The organism is Bacteroides sp. NSJ-39 (assembly GCF_014287315.1).
GTDB lineage: Bacteria > Bacteroidota > Bacteroidia > Bacteroidales > Bacteroidaceae > Bacteroides > Bacteroides finegoldii.
The window spans coordinates 125,670-149,302 of sequence record NZ_JACOOB010000004.1; the positions used below are offsets into that span (position 1 = coordinate 125,670).

The 23,633-nt window shown below is 40.2% G+C and carries 17 protein-coding genes; 8 read left to right on the top strand and 9 right to left on the bottom strand.

The features are described from left to right. Nucleotides 1–45: 45 nt before the first annotated feature. Both H8S63_RS06350 and H8S63_RS06355 read left to right on the top strand, forming a co-directional pair. On the top strand, nt 46–636 hold the full coding sequence (locus H8S63_RS06350; protein ID WP_022275085.1) for a DUF4251 domain-containing protein: 591 nt from the start codon (nt 46–48) through the stop codon (nt 634–636). An 89-nt stretch (nt 637–725) separates the two neighbouring features. Then, the gene (locus tag H8S63_RS06355) at nt 726–1,385 is read left to right on the top strand and encodes a response regulator transcription factor (protein ID WP_186926166.1); all 660 of its coding nucleotides are present in this window, start codon (nt 726–728) and stop codon (nt 1,383–1,385) included. Between the two features lie 173 nt (nt 1,386–1,558). Here the strand turns inward: H8S63_RS06355 and mnmA are convergent, their stop codons facing one another. Next, nucleotides 1,559–2,626, bottom strand: coding sequence for a tRNA 2-thiouridine(34) synthase MnmA (gene mnmA, locus H8S63_RS06360; protein ID WP_186926168.1), 1,068 nt, complete (start codon nt 2,624–2,626; stop codon nt 1,559–1,561). Nucleotides 2,627–2,802: 176 nt separating this feature from the next. On the opposite strand from mnmA, the gene H8S63_RS06365 reads away from it, so the two are divergent. Further along, nucleotides 2,803–4,272, top strand: coding sequence for a S41 family peptidase (locus tag H8S63_RS06365; RefSeq protein WP_186926170.1), 1,470 nt, complete (start codon nt 2,803–2,805; stop codon nt 4,270–4,272). 11 nt (nt 4,273–4,283) lie between these two features. Then, nucleotides 4,284–5,156 (top strand): DUF4595 domain-containing protein, encoded by an 873-nt coding sequence (locus H8S63_RS06370; RefSeq protein WP_186926172.1) that lies wholly within the window; start codon nt 4,284–4,286, stop codon nt 5,154–5,156. A 91-nt stretch (nt 5,157–5,247) separates the two neighbouring features. On the opposite strand, the gene H8S63_RS06375 is transcribed toward H8S63_RS06370, so the two are convergent. Then, nucleotides 5,248–6,060 (bottom strand): alpha/beta hydrolase family protein, encoded by an 813-nt coding sequence (locus tag H8S63_RS06375; protein ID WP_007754329.1) that lies wholly within the window; start codon nt 6,058–6,060, stop codon nt 5,248–5,250. Between the two features lie 190 nt (nt 6,061–6,250). Here H8S63_RS06375 and H8S63_RS06380 point away from each other — a divergent pair, with 190 nt between their 5' ends. The 4 genes from H8S63_RS06380 (at nt 6,251) to H8S63_RS06395 (ending at nt 11,433) form a co-directional block, all read left to right on the top strand. Further along, the gene (locus H8S63_RS06380) at nt 6,251–8,629 is read left to right on the top strand and encodes a TonB-dependent receptor (protein ID WP_186926174.1); all 2,379 of its coding nucleotides are present in this window, start codon (nt 6,251–6,253) and stop codon (nt 8,627–8,629) included. 19 nt (nt 8,630–8,648) lie between these two features. Then, nucleotides 8,649–9,434: a M48 family metallopeptidase gene (locus tag H8S63_RS06385; protein ID WP_007759054.1), complete on the top strand. Its 786-nt coding sequence runs from the start codon at nt 8,649–8,651 to the stop codon at nt 9,432–9,434. 182 nt (nt 9,435–9,616) lie between these two features. Continuing rightward, nucleotides 9,617–10,903 carry a hemolysin family protein gene (locus tag H8S63_RS06390; protein WP_186926176.1) on the top strand — a complete coding sequence of 429 codons (1,287 nt, stop codon included), beginning with the start codon at nt 9,617–9,619 and terminating at the stop codon, nt 10,901–10,903. Between the two features lie 53 nt (nt 10,904–10,956). Then, nucleotides 10,957–11,433, top strand: coding sequence for a copper resistance protein NlpE (locus tag H8S63_RS06395; protein ID WP_007754320.1), 477 nt, complete (start codon nt 10,957–10,959; stop codon nt 11,431–11,433). A gap of 94 nt (nt 11,434–11,527) precedes the next feature. Here H8S63_RS06395 and H8S63_RS06400 read toward each other — a convergent pair whose 3' ends face one another. The 7 genes from H8S63_RS06400 to H8S63_RS06430 all read right to left on the bottom strand — a co-directional run bounded on the left by H8S63_RS06400 (nt 11,528) and on the right by H8S63_RS06430 (nt 23,139). Further along, complete coding sequence (locus tag H8S63_RS06400; RefSeq protein ID WP_007754317.1) at nt 11,528–12,748, bottom strand: glycoside hydrolase family 88 protein; 1,221 nt, start codon at nt 12,746–12,748, stop codon at nt 11,528–11,530. 41 nt (nt 12,749–12,789) lie between these two features. After that, on the bottom strand, nt 12,790–14,436 hold the full coding sequence (locus H8S63_RS06405; RefSeq protein WP_186926177.1) for a glycoside hydrolase 43 family protein: 1,647 nt from the start codon (nt 14,434–14,436) through the stop codon (nt 12,790–12,792). Nucleotides 14,437–14,641: 205 nt separating this feature from the next. Then, complete coding sequence (locus H8S63_RS06410; protein WP_186926179.1) at nt 14,642–15,997, bottom strand: alginate lyase family protein; 1,356 nt, start codon at nt 15,995–15,997, stop codon at nt 14,642–14,644. Between the two features lie 7 nt (nt 15,998–16,004). Beyond that, on the bottom strand, nt 16,005–17,441 hold the full coding sequence (locus H8S63_RS06415) for a DUF4979 domain-containing protein (RefSeq protein ID WP_007754308.1): 1,437 nt from the start codon (nt 17,439–17,441) through the stop codon (nt 16,005–16,007). Nucleotides 17,442–17,489: 48 nt separating this feature from the next. Continuing rightward, entirely contained in the window at nt 17,490–19,241 is a 1,752-nt protein-coding gene (locus tag H8S63_RS06420; RefSeq protein WP_186926181.1) for a RagB/SusD family nutrient uptake outer membrane protein, read from the bottom strand. Nucleotides 19,242–19,251: 10 nt separating this feature from the next. Then, entirely contained in the window at nt 19,252–22,554 is a 3,303-nt protein-coding gene (locus tag H8S63_RS06425) for a TonB-dependent receptor (protein WP_186926183.1), read from the bottom strand. 69 nt (nt 22,555–22,623) lie between these two features. Beyond that, entirely contained in the window at nt 22,624–23,139 is a 516-nt protein-coding gene (locus H8S63_RS06430; RefSeq protein ID WP_186926185.1) for an RNA polymerase sigma-70 factor, read from the bottom strand. Nucleotides 23,140–23,633 lie beyond the last annotated feature (494 nt).

The window sequence follows — 23,633 nt, forward strand, 5'->3', positions numbered from 1 at the left end:
TTGCAATAAACGGACAACGTATTAAACCTAAACAAAAAAAAAGTTATGAAAAAGTTTATTGCATTATTAGCATTAGTATTAGTAAGTGCAAGCACGATGATGTATGCACAGGAAAGTAACGCAGCAACCCGCCGCGCAGAACGAAAAGTTCAAAGAGACGCAGAAAGAGCGAAACTCCGCGCCGAAGAACAAGTACAGGACATGGCAGCCTATCAACAAGCTGTACAGGCTTTAAAGAACAAGCAATTTGTATTGGAAGCCAATCAAGTAATCTTCCGCAATGGAATGAGTGCTTTCGTGACTTCAAACACCAACTTCGTTTTGATGAATGGCAACAGAGCCACTGTGCAGACTGCTTTCAATACAGCTTATCCAGGTCCTAACGGGATCGGTGGTGTCACTGTAGATGGTAATTCTTCTGATATGAAAATGAACATTGACAAGAAAGGAAATGTGAACTGTTCATTCAGCGTTCAAGGTATTGGTATTTCCGCTCAGGTCTTTATCAACATGAGCAGTGGAAATAATACAGCTTCGGTTACAATCAGCCCGAACTTCAATAACAACAATCTGACATTGAACGGAAATATCGTTCCGCTTGACCAATCCAACATCTTCAAAGGACGTTCCTGGTAATCGGAATTCAAGAATCTAATTAAAACTCCGCTACAAATCGCACAAAATATGTACATTTGTAGCGGAGTTTTTATTTAGCTATTCCTATTATGAGAGAATTTATCATTGCAGACAATCAAGATATCAGCAAAGCGGGAATGATGTTCCTACTGACCAAGCAAAAAGATGTATCCGCGCTTTTAGAAGCTGATAATAAAGCAGAGCTGATTCAGTTGCTGCGATTGTATCCGCAAGCAGTGGTTATTCTTGATTACACACTATTCAATTTTGCCGGGGCAGATGAACTGATCGTTCTGCAGGAAAGGTTTAAAAAGGCCGATTGGATTCTATTCTCCGATGAGCTAAGTCTCAACTTCCTTCGACAAATATTATTTAGCAGCATGGCTTTTGGAGTAGTAATGAAAGATAATTCCAAAGAAGAAATTATCACTGCTATTCAATGCGCTATCCGCAAACAAAGATATATCTGCAATCATGTCAGCAACCTATTGCTTTCGGGAACTGGCTCTCCGTCTGTTACCTCATCCACAGACAATCATTTGCTAACGCAAACAGAAAAGAATATTCTAAAAGAAATCGCACTGGGCAAAACGACAAAAGAGATTGCAGCAAAGAAAAACCTTAGTTTTCATACGATTAACAGCCACCGTAAAAATATCTTCCGCAAGTTAGGCGTAAATAATGTGCATGAAGCCACCAAATATGCCATGCGGGCGGGAATTGTTGATTTAGCGGAATACTATATCTGATGTGTTTTCAAGAGCCTTATCCGCCTTATCATAGATATAAAGAAGGTTTAACACCGCATCTTGTTGGGAATTCCATCGTTGTCATAATCAAACCTCCTTTATTTATAATTCTACGAAACAAAAGTAATGAAAATAATCTTGTTTATTCAATCTTCGCCACTCAAAAAAAATATTTAACAGATAATCTCTCCACTTCCCACACAAATCCGCGCTTCTTTATCATAAATCACTCCAAACTGTCCCGGAGCAATGCCTTGTAACTTTTCAGAAGATAGGATATGAAACTGATTATCTCCCTTCATAATGAGCTTCCCTTTAGTAAATTCAGGAGTATGACGAATTTTAAAGGTTATATCCACTTCCTTATCCTGACCCTTCCAAATATTATCCGTTATAAAATGAAAATCACGCATTTGGAATTCATTCCCATATTGGGTCTCTACACCGTAGCCGCGAGATACATAAATGATATTTTCCTGAATATCCTTTTTAACAACAAACCAAGGACCTCCACTCAAACCAAGCCCCTTCCGTTGCCCGATAGTATGAAACCAATAACCATGATGTGTACCTAGTTTCTTTCCGGTTTCCAATTCTACAATCACTCCTTCCCGCTCGCCAAGAAAACGACGGACAAAATTATTATAGTTTATCTTTCCCAAAAAGCAAATGCCTTGACTGTCTTTTCTTTTGGCACTGGGTAATCCAGCCGCATCTGCAATTTCACGCACCTCATGTTTCGTCAATCCTCCAATGGGAAACATTAGTTTGGAAATTTGCAGATAATCAATCTGTGCAAGAAAATCCGTCTGGTCTTTTACGGGATCTTTTGCCGTACCCAGCCACACTTTTCCATCACGCTGTATCGTAGTAGCATAATGACCGGTAGCCGTAAAATCAAACTCTTTCCCGATGCGTTGTTCAAAGCAACCAAACTTTATCAGTTTATTGCACATCACATCCGGATTCGGTGTCAATCCCTGCCGGATCTTACCAATGGCGTAAGTCGCTACATTTTCCCAGTATTCCTTATGAAAATCAACTATTTCAAGAGATAAACCGTACTTTCGGGCAGTAGCAGCCGATAATTCAATATCTTCCTCTGCCGAACAATCCATATACTCCGCTCCTTCCATACCGATCTTTATATAAAAAAGAGTCGGTTTGTAGCCCTGCTCACAAAGCAAGTGAACAACCACCGAACTATCAACACCTCCCGATAACAATGCAGCTATATTCATGAAATTACCGTTTATTAATCACTTATTCTATTTTACTAATGCCTATTGATAATTTTGGAAGCACAAAGATAACGCAGGATTCTCTAACAGCCAATCACACATTAAAGGCATTTTTATACCATAAATGTGGTAGATAAGCAAAGTATTTCCTACATTTGCAACGTGAAAAGCTTTTTATGATGACGAAATTAAGAAAGATAATCCTTATACCCGCCCTGACCATCGTATCTCTCAGTGGCTTCTTCTCCTGTGGTGTTGACCGCTGGCCGGAGTATGCCCACCAAACAGCATTGGATACATGGATATTAGACATCATGCAACAGAACTATCTATGGTATCAGGAGCTACCTTCCTATGATGATGTAAATTTATTTGTAGAACCTGCCTCTTTCCTGTCTAAAGTGAAATCGAAGCAGGATAGTTATTCATTTGTAGACTCTGTTATGGCAACCCCATTGCCCACATATGGATTTGATTATTCATTAGTTAGAAATCCGGATATTGACACTGCCTACAACGCTTTGATTACTTACGTTATTCCAGGTTCCCCTGCCGCACAGGCGGGTTTAGAACGCGGTGATTGGATCATGAAAGTAGACACTTCCTACATTAGTAAGAAATATGAGACATATTTATTGCAAGGAACTAAAGCCGTAAAACTGACTTTGGGCGAGTGGAAAGAGGTGGAAATAGAAGATGAAGAAGACGGAAATGAGGGAGGTGACGGAGAAGATGAAGGACCGACGATGGAATATAGAGTTGTTCCAATAGATGACCCCGTTGAAATGCCTGCAGCACAGATAGTAGAAGACAATCCCGTACATAAATATGAGATTATTGAGTCGCCGGTCAAAAAGATAAGGGTAGGCTATCTCATGTACAATAGCTTCACAGCCGGTACAAAAGCCGAACCGGAAAAATACAACAATGAATTACGCAGTGTCTCGCAAAAGTTTAAGGAAGCAGGCGTACAAGCTGTTATTCTTGACCTTCGTTACAATGAGGGAGGTTCAATGGATTGTGTTCAGTTGTTAGGTACTATTCTGACCTCAGCCGACCGTTTAGGAGAGCCAATGGCTTATCTTGAATATAATGATAAAAATACGGATAAAGACGCCACTATTCTGTTCGGTACAGATAGGGAGATCAATTTAAACTTACACAGTTTAATCGCCATTACCAGCGGAACGACAATGGGAGCACCGGAAATGCTCATTAGAAGTCTTTTTTTAGAGGATACATATCCCATTGCTACTGTAGGCAGTTCGACGAAGGGACAAAATGTAGCAACAGAACAGTTTATTAATGAAGAATTTCTATGGTCGGTCAACCCGGTAGTATGTACAGTTTACAATTCCCAACACGATACTTATGGTGCCATTTCTCCAGCTACCGATTTAAAAGTCAGTGAAACCACAATAGATGGGAGTACAAATTACAGTGAATTCCTACCATTCGGTACATTCGACAAGGATGGTAAAAGTGAAAGATTGCTGAAGATCGCCATAGGAGTATTGGACGGTACATATCCGCCTAAAGATGACGAAACTCCAGAAGAAAGTACACCACAGACTCGCTTCAAGGTCGAAAAGAGTGTAAGCAGTCCAGCCAGCCGACGTTTTAGCAGTAAAGGGCTAAGGCTTTAATAACATTTAAAATGAAAAAAGTAGTTCTACTATTTATCACCACTATTCTACTTTTCAGTTGTTCCGACGATGATGAGAAAGAGAAGACGTGGAATGAGATTAATATACCTGTTCCGACAATGTCTAAAATGGTAATGACCGAAGTTGAAGAGACATATATGACCACCTCCACTGCTATCAACACTATAAAGAATGAGTATGCATATACGGATAATAAGCTCACATCCTATACCAATACACAGTCAATCAGCATTGGTGAGGAAATTGTACAGGAACTTTCTCATCAGGTAACTTTACAATATGAGAACAACCTTGTCACCATGATAGATAGTGAAGATAACAAATGGATATATACATTGAATGAACAAGGTTATGCAACTCAATGTACATACACGACCATTTCCCAAATACGCCAATATAATTTTACATATACAGACGGATACTTAACTCAACTGCATGAAAATATTACATCTATAAATGGTACACTACAGCCCGAAAACGCTTCCCATACCCTGTCGCTTGTTTATCAATACGGAGAGCTGATCAGTGTTACTTCCCCGTCACTGACAAATGAATCTTTCACTGATTACGGAGAAAATAAAATAATGTATGAAGCCGGAGAAACAATCAATTACTATCGCCTGCCCTGTTTGGATTTATTAGAAACTTATCCGCTTTCATTCCACCAATGCGCCCTATTTGCCGGAATCTTAGGCAAGCCGACACAACATCTGGTAGCCCGCTCCACTCCTGAAAACAATAATAATGAATATACTACTTATTCTTATACATTCGACAACGAAGGAAAACCTACGAGCATTTATAGCCGCACACATTATTCCAATAAGATCAATACTCAGAACATATCAATTGCCATTGAATAAGGAGCCCCATTGGGCTCCTAAAAAGATAACTGTGACAAAGAAGCGGCACAATCATGGCACTAATATAATGCGCCAATCATATCAATACAATTTATTTCTTGAAAAACTTATCGAAGAAAAGTATCTGATAGTCAATAGAGTTATTCCAATACTGTCCGTTATGCGCTCCCGGACGGGTAATAAAATCATGGTCAATCTTTTTCTCCAACAAACGATGGTGTAAATTCTGATTCACCTTCAGGAAGAAATCGCTCTCACCACAATCGATTATAATGGCTAAATCTCCATTTTCAAGACCATCGATCAGATTGATAACAGTATGATTATCCCACACTTCTTTATTTGAATCATAATCTCCTAACTGCTTGGACATTTCCCAGTTCTTCGGGAAAGGACGGATATCCATTCCACCACTTGTCGTTCCAGCACCGCCAAATATATCTTTATGACGGATCGCATTCCACATTGCTCCATGTCCACCCATACTCAATCCGGTAATGGCACGTCCTTTCCGATCAGCAATCGTTTTATAATGCTCGTCAATATACTTAACCAACTCCGATGAAATGAACGTCTCGTAACGATATGACGGATTGAGCGGACTATCCCAGTACCAGCTATTTTTCCCATCAGGACAAACAAAAATCATTCCCTTTTCATCCGCTATTTGTGGAAGATTCGGTTTTATTCCAATCCATGTTTTGGCATTTCCTCCGTAGCCGTGTAGCAGATAAAGAACGGGGCAAGCTAGCGCTTTTTTCCCCAATGCTACATCTGGAGTTACTACCACCACCTTCACATCCTTATTCATGGAAGGACTTTTAATCAATAAGGTATCTACTTTGGCAGCAAAAGAGAGAGCTGCCCAACCAAGAAAAAGAGTAATTAACAGAAGTTTTTTCATTGTGTATTATTTTATTTTAATATATAATTCTTCCGTGTCTTCTGAACAATGTGTGCCTTCATCGCATCATTGCCAGTAATCAAATTTACATTTTCATCAAAGAATCTGTCTAATAGGTCTCACAAAAATAGAACTTATAAACGAGAAATAAAACAATTTAATTATTTTTGCACCACTAAACTCTAATTGTATGAAGCGACTTCTTACCTTTTTCTTTTTTTGCAGTTTTCTGCTTCTCCTGATTCAAGCTCAACCTGTGCATCAGATAAAAGGAACAGTAATAGACAAAAACAGCCGTCAACCATTAGAGTTTATCAATGTAACGGTCATCGGACTGAATAAAGGTGGCGTAACCAATGCAGAAGGACACTTTACAATAGAGCAGGTACCTCCCGGTATCTATCGTTTACAAGCAACAGCTATCGGCTACAAAAGTGTCACTACGCCTGAATATATCTTGTCCACCAGGAATTTAAATATCTCGATAGAGATGGAAGAGAACCTGACGGAGCTCGAAGGCATTACTGTCACTGCTTCCCCTTTTCGGCGTGATTTGGAAAGCCCTGTCAGCCTGCGTATCATAGGACTACAAGAAATAGAAAAGAGTCCGGGAGCCAACCGGGACATCTCACGAATCGTACAGTCTTATCCCGGAGTTGCCTTTTCACCAATAGGCTACCGCAACGACTTGATTGTACGTGGCGGTTCCCCTTCTGAAAACCGTTTTTATCTGGACGGAATAGAAATTCCCAACATCAACCATTTCAGCACGCAAGGAGCTTCCGGTGGTCCCGTAGGTATCCTCAATGCCGACTTGATACGTGAAGTCAATTTTTATACCGGTGCTTTTCCTACAGATAAAGGGAATGCACTCAGTTCTGTCCTAGATTTCAAATTACGTGACGGAGATATGGAACGCAACTCGCTGAAAGCAACTCTTGGAGCTTCTGAAGTCTCCCTTGCTTCCAACGGGCATATCGGGGAAAAAACTTCTTATCTGGTATCCGTACGCCAATCCTATCTGCAATTCCTTTTTGATATGCTTGACCTCCCTTTCTTGCCGACCTTCACAGACGTACAGTTCAAATTGAAAACCAGGTTCGACAAACAAAATGAACTGACTATTTTAGGATTGGGAGGAATCGACAATATGCGCTTGAACACAAAAGCGGATAGTGAAGACAACGAATACATTCTCAGCTACCTGCCTAAGATCAAGCAGGAGACGTTTACATTGGGCTCTGTTTACCGACACTACGCAGGAGCACATGTACAATCAATAGTCGTCAGCCACAGTTATCTGAACAACCGTAACACGAAATACCGCCAGAATGACGAAAGTGTTCCGGACAATCTAATGCTTCGCCTCCGTTCTACCGAACAAGAAACGAAGTTCCGTTTCGAGAACAAATCCTCTATCCGAAACTGGAAAATCAATCTTGGAGTGAACTTAGATTATAGCCAATACTCTAATACAACTTTTCAAAAGATATATACGAATCAGGCACAAATATTCGACTATCACACCTATCTGGATATTTTACGATGGGGAATTTTCGGTACTGTCAATTATTCTTCAATGGATGAACGTTTCACTGCTTCTTTAGGGTTACGGGCCGATGCCAATAACTATTCATCGGCAATGAAATCCCTCTCCGACCAATTATCACCCCGTATATCACTTTCTTACCAGTTAACCGATCACTGGTTTGTAAGCGGCAATGCCGGACTTTATTATCAGCTTCCTCCATATACAGCGCTTGGATTTAAAAACAATCATGGAGCATACGCCAACAAATACAACCTCCGCTATATGAAAGTCAGTCAGGAAAGTTTGGGAGTCAGTTGGCGGAAAGGAGATACTTTTGAAGTTTCCATTGAAGGATTCTACAAAGATTATGATAAGATTCCGCTCTCCGTTGTAGACGGCATTCCACTGGCCTGCAAAGGAAATGATTACGGAGTGATTGGCAATGAACTGCTAACTTCCACCGCACAAGGGCGTTCTTATGGAGCAGAAATCTTAGTAAAATGGTTAATTGCCAAAAAGTTGAACCTGGCTTCTTCTTTCACCCTGTTCAAAAGTGAATACCGTAACAATAAAGAAAGTGAATACATCGCATCCGCATGGGATAACCGATATATCTTCAATCTACGGGGAACTTACAATCTCCCGCATCTATGGAGTGTCGGAATGAAAGTCAGTTGTATCGGCGGTGCTCCCTATACCCCCTACGATGAAGAGAAATCCTCTCTGGTATCTGCCTGGGATGCACAAGGAAAGGCATATTATGACTATTCGAAGTATAATAAGGAACGCCTTCCCGCCTTTGCCCAAGTAGATATCCGTGTGGATAAGACTTTTTACCTGAAACACTGTATGCTGGGATTCTATCTGGATTTGCAGAATATCACCGTAAGCAAACTAAAACAACAGGACGTACTGATGAGTACCGGTGTTATCGATAACCCGGAAGCTCCAGCCGATAGTCAGCATTATAGAATGAAACGTATCAAGCAGTCAAGTGGGACCTTACTCCCTACCTTAGGAATTACATTTGAATATTAATATAAAAACCTTTAAAAGTATGAAAAGACAAATTACTATGATCGCCTTTATCCTCTTAGGAATGGGCATGACAGCATCTGCACAGTTCGGTAAAAAGTTTAATTTAGGGAAAGCATTACAAGCCGGCAAAGACGTAGTATCAGCCGTAACATTATCTGATGCCGATATTGCCAACATGAGTAAGGAATACATGGAATGGATGGACACTCACAATCCATTGACCAAACCGGATACGGAATACGGCAAACGCCTGGAAAAACTGACCGGTCATATTAAAGAAGTAGACGGGCTAAAACTGAACTTCGGCGTATATGAAGTAGTAGATATCAATGCATTTGCCTGTGGTGACGGTAGTGTACGTATCTGTGCCGGACTAATGGATGTAATGACTGACGAAGAAGTCATGGCCGTAGTAGGTCACGAAATCGGTCATGTAGTTCATACCGATTCAAAAGACGCCATGAAGAACGCCTACCTTCGTTCGGCTGTAAAGAATGCAGCTGGTGCTACCAGCGACAAGGTTGCCAAACTGACCGACTCTGAACTCGGAGCTATGGCCGAAGCATTGGCAGGTGCGCAATATTCACAAAAACAAGAAGGCGAAGCCGACGATTATGGTGTAGAGTTCTGTGTAAAGAATGGTATCGACCCTTATGCCATGGCTAATTCGCTGACCAAGCTGGCAAAACTCTCAGAAGGTGCAGAAAAGCCTTCTTATCTCCAAAAGATGTTCTCTTCACATCCCGATACAATGAAGCGAATCGAGCGAGCCAAAGCAAAGGCGGATACTTATGCTAAAAAATAACAGACATCCTTCCTGAATTGGACGGAAAAAGGAGATACGTTGGTTTTACAACCTTTGTATCTCCTTTTCTTTTTCCGATAAAAAGAATCCACTAGTATTAAAAAATCATTAATCTATTACACAGATTTGCATAGTGTCTTGATTTCATGTAATTTCGAAGCAATAACCATTTTAATCCATTTATGGAATTTCTTATAATTCTTTTCTTACTCATACTGAATGGCATTTTTGCCATGTATGAAATTGCGCTGGTATCATCCAGCAAAGCACGTCTTGAAACACTTGTCGCTAAAGGTAACAAATCCGCACGCGGAGTTCTGAAACAGTTGGAAGAACCGGAAAAGTTCTTATCCACCATCCAGATAGGTATTACCCTGATCGGTATCGTATCCGGTGCGTATGGTGGAGTAGCCATTGCCGATGATCTCGTTCCTCTATTCTCCCTTATTCCGGGAGCTGAAGCTTATGCGCGTAATCTTGCCATGATTACTACGGTAGCAGTCATTACCTATCTTTCTCTCATTATCGGAGAATTGGTCCCTAAATCCATTGCTCTTAGTAATCCGGAGAAATATGCCATCTTATTCAGTCCGATTATGATTCTGCTGACAAAAGTCTCCTACCCCTTTGTCTGGTTACTCAGTATATCCACCCGTTTGTTGAATAAGCTCATCGGTCTGAAAAGTGAAGAACGCCCTATGACACAGGAGGAGATTAAGATGATTCTTCACCAAAGCTCGGAACAGGGTGTGATTGACAAAGAGGAAACGGAAATGATACGTGATGTGTTCCGCTTCTCGGACAAGCGAGCCAATGAGTTGATGACACACCGCAGGGATCTCATTATCCTTCATCCGGATGATACGCGGGAAAAGGTAATGAAAGTGATCGAAGAGGAACATTACAGCAAATATCTATTGGTAGACGAACGGAAAGATGAGATTATCGGTGTAGTGTCCGTGAAAGATATTATCCTGATGGTCGGTAACCAGCAGAAGTTTAACTTATGTGAAATAGCCCGTCCCCCTCTCTTTATTCCGGAAAGTTTGTATGCAAATAAAGTTTTAGAGCTATTTAAGAAGAACAAAAACAAGTTCGGAGTTGTTGTTAACGAGTATGGTAGTACGGAAGGTATTATCACACTGCACGACCTGACGGAAAGTATCTTCGGAGACATCCTTGAAGAGGACGAAACGGAAGAAGAAGAAATCGTCACAAGGCAGGATGGTTCGATGTTGGTAGAAGCTTCAATGAACATTGACGATTTTATGGAAGAGATGGGAATTTTATCATACGAAAACCTGAAATCCGAAGACTTCACAACTTTAGGCGGACTGGCAATGTTCCTGATTGGTCGTATCCCGAAAGCCGGAGACATCTTCACATACAAGAATCTGCAATTCGAAGTAGTGGATATGGATCGGGGACGAGTAGACAAACTACTTGTCATCAAACGGGAAGAGGAATAAAGTAAAACCGAGCGATAGCTCACTATATTTATATTAACTTAAAGCACTTAGCAATGAAAAAAGTAATTATGTTAGCAGCCGTCGTAGCTGCTTTGGCATCTTGCCAATCAAAAGCCAACAAAGCCGCAGAGGCACAAGCAGACAGTCTTGCCCTCGCTATGACTCCGATTACCGAAATGACAGAAGTCTATGCCGGTACTCTTCCTGCTGCCGACGGTCCGGGTATCGATTATGTGTTAACCCTGAATGCTGCAACTGATGGTGTTGATACTACTTACACACTGGATATGACTTACCTGGACGCTCAAGGCCAAGGTCAGAACAAGACTTTCACTTCCAATGGAAAGCAACAGACAATACATAAGGTGGTAAACAAAAAACCTGTTACTGCAGTCAAATTAACCCCGAAAAGTGGTGAAGCTCCCATGTATTTCGTAATTGTGAATGATACAACTCTTCGATTGGTAAATGACAGCCTACAGGAAGCCGTTAGTGATTTGAATTATGACATCATTAAGGTAAAACAATAAATAGCCCTAAACCTAACCAGTAAAAATGCTCTGCAACGAATGAATCTTTCTTGCAGAGCATTTATTATTCTTACCAGTATTCAAAAGAGCCTTATTATCCAAGCACTCCGTATCCTTCTTGCAGACGTTTCAACCTCAACAACGCTTCGATATAATAGTAATCAGCATAAATGATAGAAGCGTCTATTTCCGAGTGATTCGGCCAGTGTCCTACACTATGAAGCAAGAAAGAAGGTTTACTTTCACCACTCTGGTAACTGTCGGAGCTGAGACTCGTCAACATCTCGATTGCCGCATCCTTATAACGTTTTCCTGTTCCATTAGGAAGATAGGTAGACAATTCGAGCAAAGCAGAAGCAACCACCGCTCCTGCCGAAGCATCACGGGGAGCATTCGGTATACTCGGATCATCAAAATCCCAATAAGGAACTTTATCCTCAGGGAGTCTATCCAAATAAACATCCGTTACCTTCTGAGCAAAATCCAAGTATTTAGGATCTTTTGTCTCACGATAGACCACAGTATATCCATAAATAGCCCATGCTTGTCCACGCGCCCACATTGTACTATCTGCATATCCCTGGTGAGTAACACCTTTAATCAGATTGCCTGTGATTGTATCATATACAGCCACATGATAAGAAGTATAATCAGGACGGAACTGGCTTTTCATCGTTTTGTCCGCATGAGACACGGCAATGTCATACAAATAAGGATTACCGCCATTCTTAGCTGCCCAGAAAAGCATTTCCAGATTAATCATATTGTCCATGATTGTATTGTGAGGCCAATTACGCGGTTCTACCTCACGAGGCCATGAAAGAATTGTTCCTACAATTGGATTGAACAAGGTAGCCAATGTATCGGCAGTGTCCAATATCACCTGTTTATATGCCGGATTCTTAGTCAGACGGTAACCATTTCCGTAGCTACAAAATACAAGAAATCCCAAATCGTGATCGTAAGCTGGAATATGAGAAAGAAACTTCAATGAGTGAGTGAAATTCTCCGCTTCTTCCAACACTTGCTTATCTTTTGTATATTCGTAATCATACCAAAGTACTCCTGGCCAAAAACCAGCACACCACTCCTCCTTCGTCGCCTTACGACAATTCCAATGTTGTTCGTCAGCCATGATATTGCGCGGCATCATCGTATAGTCAATTCCGGAATCTGTTTTCAGTTCCGTAAGTGTACGTTGTGTCTGCTTTGCGCAGTAGTCCAATGCCTTATTCACATCCAATGTACCGGAAGGCTGATGAGCACACGTACAGAAACCTAACACCACAGCCAGACCTACTACAATCTTTTTCATCTTAATCTGATATATCTACTTTAATTTCTAATTCTTAATTTTTAATTGACTCTGAACCAGTCTACATCCGCCCATCCACGATTGCCCTCATTCGGAGTTACACAAAATACTCCAACTTTGGCTCCGATCCATTTGCCTTGTCGGGCTGTGAAAGGCTCTCCCATTGTCGTGTATTTCTTTCCGTCCAGACTATAAGCGAATGTACAAACGGCTCCTTTACGAACCTTTACTTGCAAGTAAACTGTTTGCCACTCATTATCTGCTACTCCCGGCATCTTCAGATGTTCCACCGGAATGTTTGCCAATTCTTTTATCTGTTCGGGATTTTGCTGTTCCGCATCCTTACAAACTGCCTGTTGCAGAATAAACTGATCTCCCGCTTTGCGAATAGAAAGATAACTATAATCCCATCCCATCACAATGATTCCGGCTTGTTCTCCATCCTGCTTGGCAGTAAATGTCAGCTTGGTCGTAGCTGTAAATTCTTCAGCCGGGAACTTTTGCATCAGCAGGTTAGGAACTTCCCAGAAGTTCACAAACTCTTTCGAAAGGCTGCCTGCATAAAGACGGATAAATCCCAAATCGGTAGTAAACCCGTAAGTATCTTTTTTATTGGCATGCCATTGCCATTGTAATCCCAAATGGCGGGTATTGAATTCATCACTCTCCGGCGGAGTGGCTATCGGATATGTCTTTCCTACATTCGGTTTCTTATAAGTCGTTACAGGTTCACCGCAACCGTCTTTATCCTTGTCCACTCCGATTACAGGCCAGTCATTTACCCACATCATCGGATTCAGATGAATCACACGTCCGTAAGCACCTTTATCTTGAAAATGGACGAACCACGATTCTCCAGTGTTGGTGTCTACCCAGCCACCTTGATGAGGCCCGTTGATACTCGTCTTTCCTTGTGCCATTACGATCTTCGATTCGTAAGGGCCGTAAATGTTCTTCGAGCGAAGTACCAATTGCCAACCAGTTGCTACTCCACCTGCCGGAGCAAAAATATAGTAGTATCCGTTGCGTTTGTAAAGTTTCGGTCCTTCTACCGTATGGTTCTTTCCATCATTTCCGTCAAAGACCATCACCGGATCGGAAATTACTTCTGTTCCCTCTGCATTCAGTTCGCAAATAACGAGAATACTATTCACTCCGCTACGGCTTCCGGCATAAGCATGTATCAGATATACTTTTCCGTCTTCGTCCCACAAAGGAGTGGCATCAATCATACCTTTCCCAGCTTTCACCAATACAGGCTTGCTCCATTTTCCTTTCGGATCTTTAGTTTTAATCATATAGATTCCATAATCCGGATCCCCCCAGTAAATATAAAATTCTCCGTTATGAAAACGAATGGCCGGTGCCCATACGCCTTTGCCATGCTGTGCCTTATCGAAGAAAGGTTCCGGCTCCTGAACCGGTAATGCATAGTTTACTAACGACCAATTAACCAAATCATTGGAATGAAGAATAGGAATTCCGGGAATACAATTAAAACTGGACGCTGTCATATAGAAATCATCTCCGGCTGCACATACATCCGGATCCGAATAGTCTGCATGAAGAACCGGGTTCTGATAAGTTCCATTTCCCTTATCAGCCACCCAGGTCTTAGAAATTTCTTGTGCGCCTGCCAATGAACAGCAAGCCATCATTCCTGCTAAAAACAGAATCTTTTTACGCATAGTACCTAACTAATAATTCTTTTCTAAATTCAAATGTTATTCCTAAAAACAGATTCTTTCTACCTCATAGATAAAACTAATCTCTCAGAAAACTGAATCTAATTTCCTTTTCAAACAATCTATTTACTGACCTATTTGCTTATATATACGAAGGGGATTAGGTAAATACCTAATCCCCTCATAATTATTTTTAGAAAATAATATTTTATTCTCTTGTGTACATTAGTGTACCAAACCCTAATTGGTCAAATCCACCACTTGTGCTTCCGTAATGTCCTCCACCACCTTCGACACCCATGCCATCCATAAACTGTTTGGTATAATATGCATCCAAGCCTTTGGTTTTATAATGATTATAAATCAAAGCCCAACAAGGACGTATTTCACCTCTCGATTTATCATTCTCTTCCTGAGAAGAAAGTTCAGGGCACTGCCAGCTACAATTCTCATAATAGGTATAGGGGAAATCTTTTTTACGATACACAAATTTCTCATCTGATGTGGAAGAAGTATCATCAAAGTCTTTCCACAAATTATATTTAGCCGTATATTCAGCCATAGCAAGCACCTTGTTTCCATCATAAGCAAACAAATCCTCACCGATATTATATGCCATTTGGCAGAATGCTCCCATCAAAGAAACACAAAGCGTTGCATGACCCTGATCACGACCGGACTCCTGTCCTTGCCCTAACATTCCATGACCATCCGGATCTTGATGAAGAAAAGGTACTGCATTGTCAATACAACCATTTCCTACTCCATATTTAAAATAAAGAATAGCCTCATTAATCATATCCTGATCATCACAAAGAATACCAATAGACAAAATAGAAGTCATCTGTGCCAGATCCCAATTTAACCAACTGTGCTGTTTGCAACTTTCTCTATGAGCCAGAAAATCAGAAGCAGCCGGATAAAAAACATTCTTTACCATTGTTTGAAATGCAGCCAATTCATCCTTCTTGAAAAGAGTTTCGTCTGTACGCATGATTTCTGCAGCATTTACCATCTGATGAACATTAATAGAAATCAAATATTCATTCGGGTCGGCAATTTCTCCATTCGGATCATACGTTCTATCGTTGGCAAGACTCTTGACACGAACAAGTCCTTTGCAAGTAGTAGCCCATTCATTCAAGATTCTAACTGCAGCTTGTCCGCAAGCTATGTCACCTTCTAGTTTCCAGCGAAGGGCTAATTGATAAGCCGCTGCTGCATCTTCATAGAAATAAGTATAATTATTCCACCAATCGGGAAATGTAGCAGACCAATTCTTTTCATCCATACGCCCTAAGATTTCTTGTGCTTCAGGAGTATAATTAGAATAAGAATATCCCGAATTTTTCAATTTATCCAATCCTTCGCTCCAAGGAGTCCGAGTTAATTTAGACTTCACATAAGTAAAATCAGCATCCGTATGAAGCATACAAGGATGATTCAATGTATATTCATTTATAGCTGGCCATGAATCAATATCAGTAGTGCCATCTTGGATATCGGTGCATGCACTCAAATTGAGTGCAAGCATCGTTGATAATATATATATTTTTGTTCCCATGATTCAATTAGTTATTAGCATTTACATATTCTGTCAAAGCCTCTTTAGTTTTAAATGTTCTAATCCAATATACCTCATATTTACCAGCCGGATATTTAGACTTCAAGACATCAGCAACCTTAAACTGGAACGTTTTGAATTCTGTTACTCCATCTAATGTAGTAGCTCCTGACTTATTTACAAACGTATTTTCTATTGTAAGATCATAATAATAAACAGGTATTTGATCCGTACCGTACATAATTTCATGTCCATTAGCACCATTCTTCTTATATGTTCCCAAAGACGTATCAAAAGTAAGATTACCAGTGCCACCTTCAAAACCTATGCCACTAATTTTAATCGCAACATACGGATAGTTATCCGGATCTACAAATGTATTCTCAGTCTTCTTGCCATCTAGACTCAAAGCGATATCTCCACGCCATTTTTCATTATTTTGTGATCCCATTGTCACTACAAATTTACCATCTTTGATTTCTCCTGATGCTCCCTTGAAGTTTGTAAACCAAGAAGTAGTCTCTCCATCAAAGTCTTCCTTTATCAAGCCCTTAGGAACTTTTACAGTTGTGGAAAACTCCTGTCCCATAGTTGTAGCAGCCATTATAGTAACTTCACCATATTTCTTGGCAGTTACAACTCCCTGGTCACTTACTTCTACAACATTCGGATCACTACTAGTCCACGTCAAAGAAGCTACGGTTGCATTTTCCGGATAGGTAGTGAAATTCAGTTTCACACTTTCACCCGGCAACAAATCTTCTTGTGTCCCGAATGTGATTTCATCAATATAGATTATCGGCATTATCTTTAATTCAAAAGATTCCTCATACCCTCCTCTATCCAAAGAAACAGCAGTAATGGTAACAGTTCTTCCCTCTTCTCCACCATCAACACCTCTCACTACACCATCCTTCGTTACAGTCGCAATAGACGTATCACTACTTTTCCATGTTATCGTAGAATAAGTACGGTCTGCCGGAAGAATGGTTGGTTTCAATGTCCTTTCTTCTGAAGCAAATAGCTCAGCCTTATCGGCTTCCGTAAATTCAAAATCTGTAATCGGCTTAAATTCAGGCACAACAGTCAATTCAAAAAGAGCTGTTGCACCAAAGCCTACTTCCGGAGTAATCATAATATTTGCCTTACCTGCACTTACAGCATGCACAAGTCCATCCTGTGACACAGTAGCTACTTTTTCATTCGATGATGTCCATTTAACCTTAGGGTTACTCGGTTGTTCCGGAGAATATTTATAAGTAATCAAAGAGTCTGTATAATCTACAGTTGCAGCCAATGTTAATTTTCCATTCTCCACATTGGTCAATTCAATCTCGGAGATTAGTGTCTTTTCATCCAGCCCATCACCAAATACCTTACCGTCATCACATGCCGACAATGAGAAAACAGCCACTAAGCCTAGACTCAATAATGTATATTTCATAATTCTATTCTTTTAATGTTCAACATATAAAATCAGTTTTTCCCGACATTACCATCCCGGATTCTGACCGATATTAGGATTCAACTGACGTTGGTCTGACGGCAGTGGATAAAGATAATTTTTATTACTCCACACACGATTGGTTTCGATAAGCAAACAGCCATCTTCCAACGAATAAGAAGGAGACCATTTTCCGGCCCACGTTGCCCAATCACCGGACGTGTTCCATTTTACGCCTAACATATTCTCCGGCATTTCCGTTTCAGCAGTTTTCCAACGTTTCAAATCATCAATACGGAAGCCCTCATTGAAAAGTTCCACTGTACGCTCCCGGCGAATCTCTTCACGCATTTTCAGATTATGAGTAGTAGCAAAAGAAGTAGTGAGTTCCGGCATATTCGGATTCACACGTTGACGAACCTCATTCAAATATACCAATGCTGCATCCACTTTAGAAGCATCCATGATGTTACCTTCTGCATCCGCATTTCTCTCAAATACCGCTTCGGCATAATTCAGTAACACTTCAGCATAACGAATAATCGGAAAGTCATATCCTTCATATTCATCTTTCACATTACGTTCCGTTGCCCATTTTTGATTGTTATATCCACTACCACTAGTCGGATAGAAATCTTTATTATCAAAAGCAGCTTTATCCGCATCTGTCCAAGTGGTATGAGAAGCATTGTTATTCCAATATTTCCGTCCCGGTGCCATTAAAGTATTCGTCATGCGGTTATCACGTTTTGCATACTCGTTGTCTGGAGTAGAATAGTCAACACCGGCAGTCGACTGCGCATTGTCAATTGGAAGTCCATCCGCTCCCAAATACATTTCCGCCAATTTACGAGTTACCCATTGTACATTGGCAAAACAATTCTTAGTAATATTCTTACCGATTGGAGCAATCACTTCATCATGACGACGTGAGAAAATATATTCCTTATTTTTATCTTTCTTAATATTAGCCGGATTGGACTGAACATCTTCTAAAATAAATAGATATTTATAAGCATCTGTACCTAATTCCGCCGGTTTAAATATTTCATACTGCTTACTATCAATTACTTCCCAAGCAGACTCAGCAGCAATATCAAGCAAATCATTGATTCGAGTTACATCCCCTGTCCTAAATTTCTGCCATGTACCTTCATACAACGCCACACGAGAAAGAAAAGCCTGGGCAGCTCCCTGTGAAACACGTCCCTTATCAGCTGTTGCAATAGCATTCTCTTTCGGTAAATTAGGAATGGCTTGCTTCAAATCTTCAATGATCAGGTCTACCACTTTCGAACGGTCATCACGAGGGGCATTCATTTTCGGATCAGTGATATCAATAGGTTCAGTCACCACAATTACATCTCCAAATAACTGAAGTAAATCAAAATATTCGTATGCACGAAAGAACTTAGCTTCAGCAACATAGCGTGCTATGTCTGTCGGGTTAGGATAACTTTCTGCTTTTTGTAACAAAATATTAGCATAACGAATCTTTGTATAAGCTCCCGTATAATTTCCATCCGACACCGGAATATTATTAATTCCCTTACTATATTCATTGTAGCTACTTGAAGTCATCAAGTCCGAACGGGTATCACTATGAGGACCATCATATACGGCACTCGAAAAATCACGAGTCCATTCATAAAACTGATTAGCATACAGTTTATAATCATTTGGAGTCTGCCACAAATTTGCATCCGACATTTGATCTTGCGGATCAAGATCAAGGCAAGACGGTAAAATCACCACTACCGAAAGCAGCAATATAGTTTTTATTGTATTTACTATTTTCATATTCTAAGTATTAAAAGGTTACATCTAATCCGACAGTACAAGTACGATTGAACGGGAAACGTCCATTACCGGATACCTTGCGTGAAGCTTCGGGGTCCCATCCATCGTTAATCTTACTCACTTCCCACAAATCGGCTCCAGATACATATATACGAAGTCTGCTGATCGCTTTCGTCTTGCTAAGCAATGAAGCCGGGAAGTTATAGCCTAACGTCAAACTCTTCAGACGCAGATAATTACCATTTTCTACCGACCAAGAAGAACACTGATAATTATAATTATTAATCGTACTAATATTAGTATATGTCGGATAGCGTCCGTCTCTATTATCAGGACTCCACACATTTCCCACAGATTGTGTCGTTGAATTCAAGTGAGCGGCTCGCATCGGTATGCGATAATTATCATTACTTTCGTCACGGAAAATGGTTCGTTTGGCCGCACCTTGGAATACAGCAGACAAATCAAAATTATTCCATTCTATTCCGACATTGAACGAATAGGAAATTTTCGGATCATCCGAACCCAAATAAACATAATCCTTTTCATCCAACTTACCATCACCGTTTACATCTTCATACATATTATCACCCAAACGGAGATCCTTCGGCATACCTATACCGTTACTATTATAATATTTATAAATGTACTTGCGCAATTGTTCTTCTGTCTGAATCTTTCCACAATATTTCAGACCGAATACCGAGTTCAACGAGTACCCCTGTTGTTTGTCTACAAAGCCGGATTTAAATACCGTCACTCCACCATAGTCTACCAGTTTATTATCAGCATAGGTAAATGTACCTCCCACATGATAGTTCACTTTTCCAATTTTATCCGACCATGTCACAGTTCCTTCATATCCTTTTGCTTCAAATTTTCCACTATTGGAAGCAGGAGCTTTATCTCCCAGAATTCCCGGATAAGCAACTGCTATCAGCATATTGTTATTCTTCTTCATAAACAATTCTACCGTACCCTGCAGGCGGCTGTCAAACAAATGAAAGTCCAATCCTAAGTTATAATTATGAATACGTTCCCAACTACGTCCCATAGTAGCAATTTCACCGCTAGTCTTAATATAGGAGATTCTTCCATCACCAATGTAAGCCCCATTGACTGAATTAAAGTTGTATAACTGCATACCATCATAACGTGAAATACCTGACTGATTACCAACAACTCCATAAGAAAGACGCAATTTTAGTTCATTGACAAATTTCACGTTTTTCATAAATTCCTCTTCGGAAAGACGCCATCCACCCGAGAATCCATAAAAGAAATCCCATCGGTTCTCAGGACGGAACTTAGAAGAACCATCATAACGGAGATTCATTTCCAACAGATACTTAGACATATAATTGTAATTGAAACGTCCGAAATATGACATCATAGCTTCATGCCATTTACTTGGACCGGAGGTTTTTGCCGAGTTTTTCAATGTTATTTCACCCGATCCATTCAATATTTCCAATGAACTCTGCACATCCTTCGCTGTCACCACTGTATAATCATACTCTTTCAAATTATATTGTGCACCAAGCATAGCTGTAACATTATGTTTTTCTCCCAATGTCTGGTGATAATTCAAATAGCCTGAAACAGAGTAGTAATCAGTACGGGCAAAAGATTTCGAATATTCCGTAGAGGCCTGATTAGGATTATTGATAGCATTTGTCTTTGCCGTACTCAACGTTCCGTCATAGGTGTACCAAGTAATGCTGTTCTTTACTCCATCACGTGTCGCAGTAGATGTATTGTAGCCTAAATTGACTACTGCATCCAAGTAAGAAGTAAATTGATACTTCAAATTCTCACTAATATTAATACCGGATACTTTCAATTTATTATCACCTCCCAGTTCTGCATACCAGTTGGGAGTATAATTTCCACCCCAATGATAAGGTTTGCCATCCATAGTAGAGGAAGGCAATCCCGGCTGGGGATAACTGGAAGTCAGAACCCTGTCAATCATCGTTGGAGACACCTGATCCTGGCGGTTATAAGCCATCACGGATTCGATAGTAAACCTATCCGTCAACTTTACCGTATTCGTCAAACGAACATTGAAACGTTTATTATTATTATTTCCCCATTTCAAGGTACTATCATCATACATATAACCTACAGAAAGACGATACAACGACTTTTCGTTTCCACCGGATACGCTCAAATTGTGCTGCGTAGAACCTGCATTGCCAAACAATACATCCTGCCAGTTAGTATCCATAAAGACATAATCGTCCACATCACCGAAAGCGGGTATCGGATTCGGATTTTTAGATAAATCAATATATCCACCTTTATAAGCTTGAGCAAGCTGTGCATATTTTATCCATTGGTCATCATCACCTAAACCATCGTTGTGACGAGTAGTAATAATAGCTTCACTCCATTGGTCAATACTCATCATTTTAGGCTGTAAACCGACAAATTTATGCGTATAAGAACCACTATATTCTATTTTAGCCTTTCCTTCTTTAGCCTGTTTGGTAGTCACCAAAATAACACCACCTGCTGCCTTCGATCCGTAGATAGCCGCCGAAGCATCTTTTAAAAAGTTGATGGATTCAATATCGGCAGAGTTAAGCAAACGAAGTTCATTCACACTTTCGTATTCTACTCCATCAATAATGATTAACGGGTCTGTGGAATTGGCCGATACAGCACCACGCAGTTTCATTCCCCAGCTTTCATCACCCGGAGCACCGGAGGAACGGGTAATAATAACTCCCGGTACTTGCCCTTGCAATGCCTGTACAGGACTCGACATAGCACCTTTATTTTCCAGCATTTTATCGGAAACGACTGTCACCGCACCAGTTAATGTCTCTTTCTTCTGTGAACCATATCCCACAACAACTACTTCATCCAGAACTTCACTATCTTCCTGCATTTTCACATTGACAATAGTTTGCGTACCCACCTCCACTAGCTGGTCTTTATAGCCTATATAGCTAAACTTCAATTTTGCACCTGTCGGCACACTGACCGTGTAATTCCCGTCAATATCAGTAATCGTGCCTTCAGTTCCACCAATAACGCTAATATTCACACCAATCAATGGTTCGCCAGTCGCATCAATCACTTGACCTTTCACTTTCTTTTGCGTCTGCATTACTACCTGATTGTCACTTAAATCCGCATCAGCCCATGCCTTTGAAACAGGACAAAGTCCCAACATTAATCCTAACGCAAAGACAGCTGTCTTGTTAGGTCGCGAATTAAATATTAATCCTCTTCGTTTCATAAAATTAAATTTGAGGTTTAAAAATAGTATTAAATTTTTGTTCTCTAAAATAAGGTAAGGCATACAAGTGCCTCTTTGTAAATTCTGACTCCTTTTCCATAAGCACAAAGGGTTATTTATTAATGAATAAGATTATATACAATTTCGGAAGAATTCTCGCATTTCACGACGTCCAAGAAACAGGTGGTTTTCTACCGTCCTACAACTTAGATTCAGTTCATTAGCGATTTCCGGAGAAGTTTTATTTTCGAAACGGCTTAATGTATAAATTAACCGACGTTGTTCGGGCATGGCAGCCAGACGAGTCCGTTCCATTGTCATTAAATCATCACCGATAATTTTTTCTTCGGTTTCATTGGTAGAAGTAGACATAGTATCATAGATGTAGCTGTCTATCTCCTGCTTCTTATAATAACGACGGATATAATCGATTACAATATTGTGGGCAATAGTGAACAGAAAATATTTCACTGTGTCGGGACGGAGCATTTGTTTGTAGTCCAGCAGACGTACAAATACATCTTGGGTTAGATCCTCCGCTTCGTAGCGATGAGTGATACGATAAGTAATATAGGTAAGAATCACCTGATAATATTCTTCATAAGAATGGGTGATAATGTCGTCGTAAGTTTTAGCTATTGTTTCCATAATACTATCTTTTTCGGTTTTAATCACGATGCAAATATAGAAGGGATTTCGGATATAACGGTCGTAAAATAAAGCGGATCAATCTCAACGAATCTAGTTAGACTTATTCAAGCATATACTTCTCATTATCAATAATTTACATTCACACCAAATAGAGTATCACTTTATAAAATGAGACTCCATACACTAAAATCTACGCATTTTCGCTCCACTTACACCTGTTTGCCCTTACCTTTCTCTCCTTTTCAATCTCACCATTTCACGATCTTACCGATTGGTAAACTATAAATGAAAGCTTGCAATTATAGATTACGTCCTATAAAAAACAACTTTGCAATAGGACCAAAAGAAGTTTATATAGGGAGAAGAAGAACTTATCTATTAATAGATAATGGAAAGAAACAAGTGAAAAGAAGAAAGTCACTCAGTGAATCGAGAACCTTCACCCTCTATCCCCGATGAACAGAGAGAAGTGAAGGGTGAAGGGAATATGG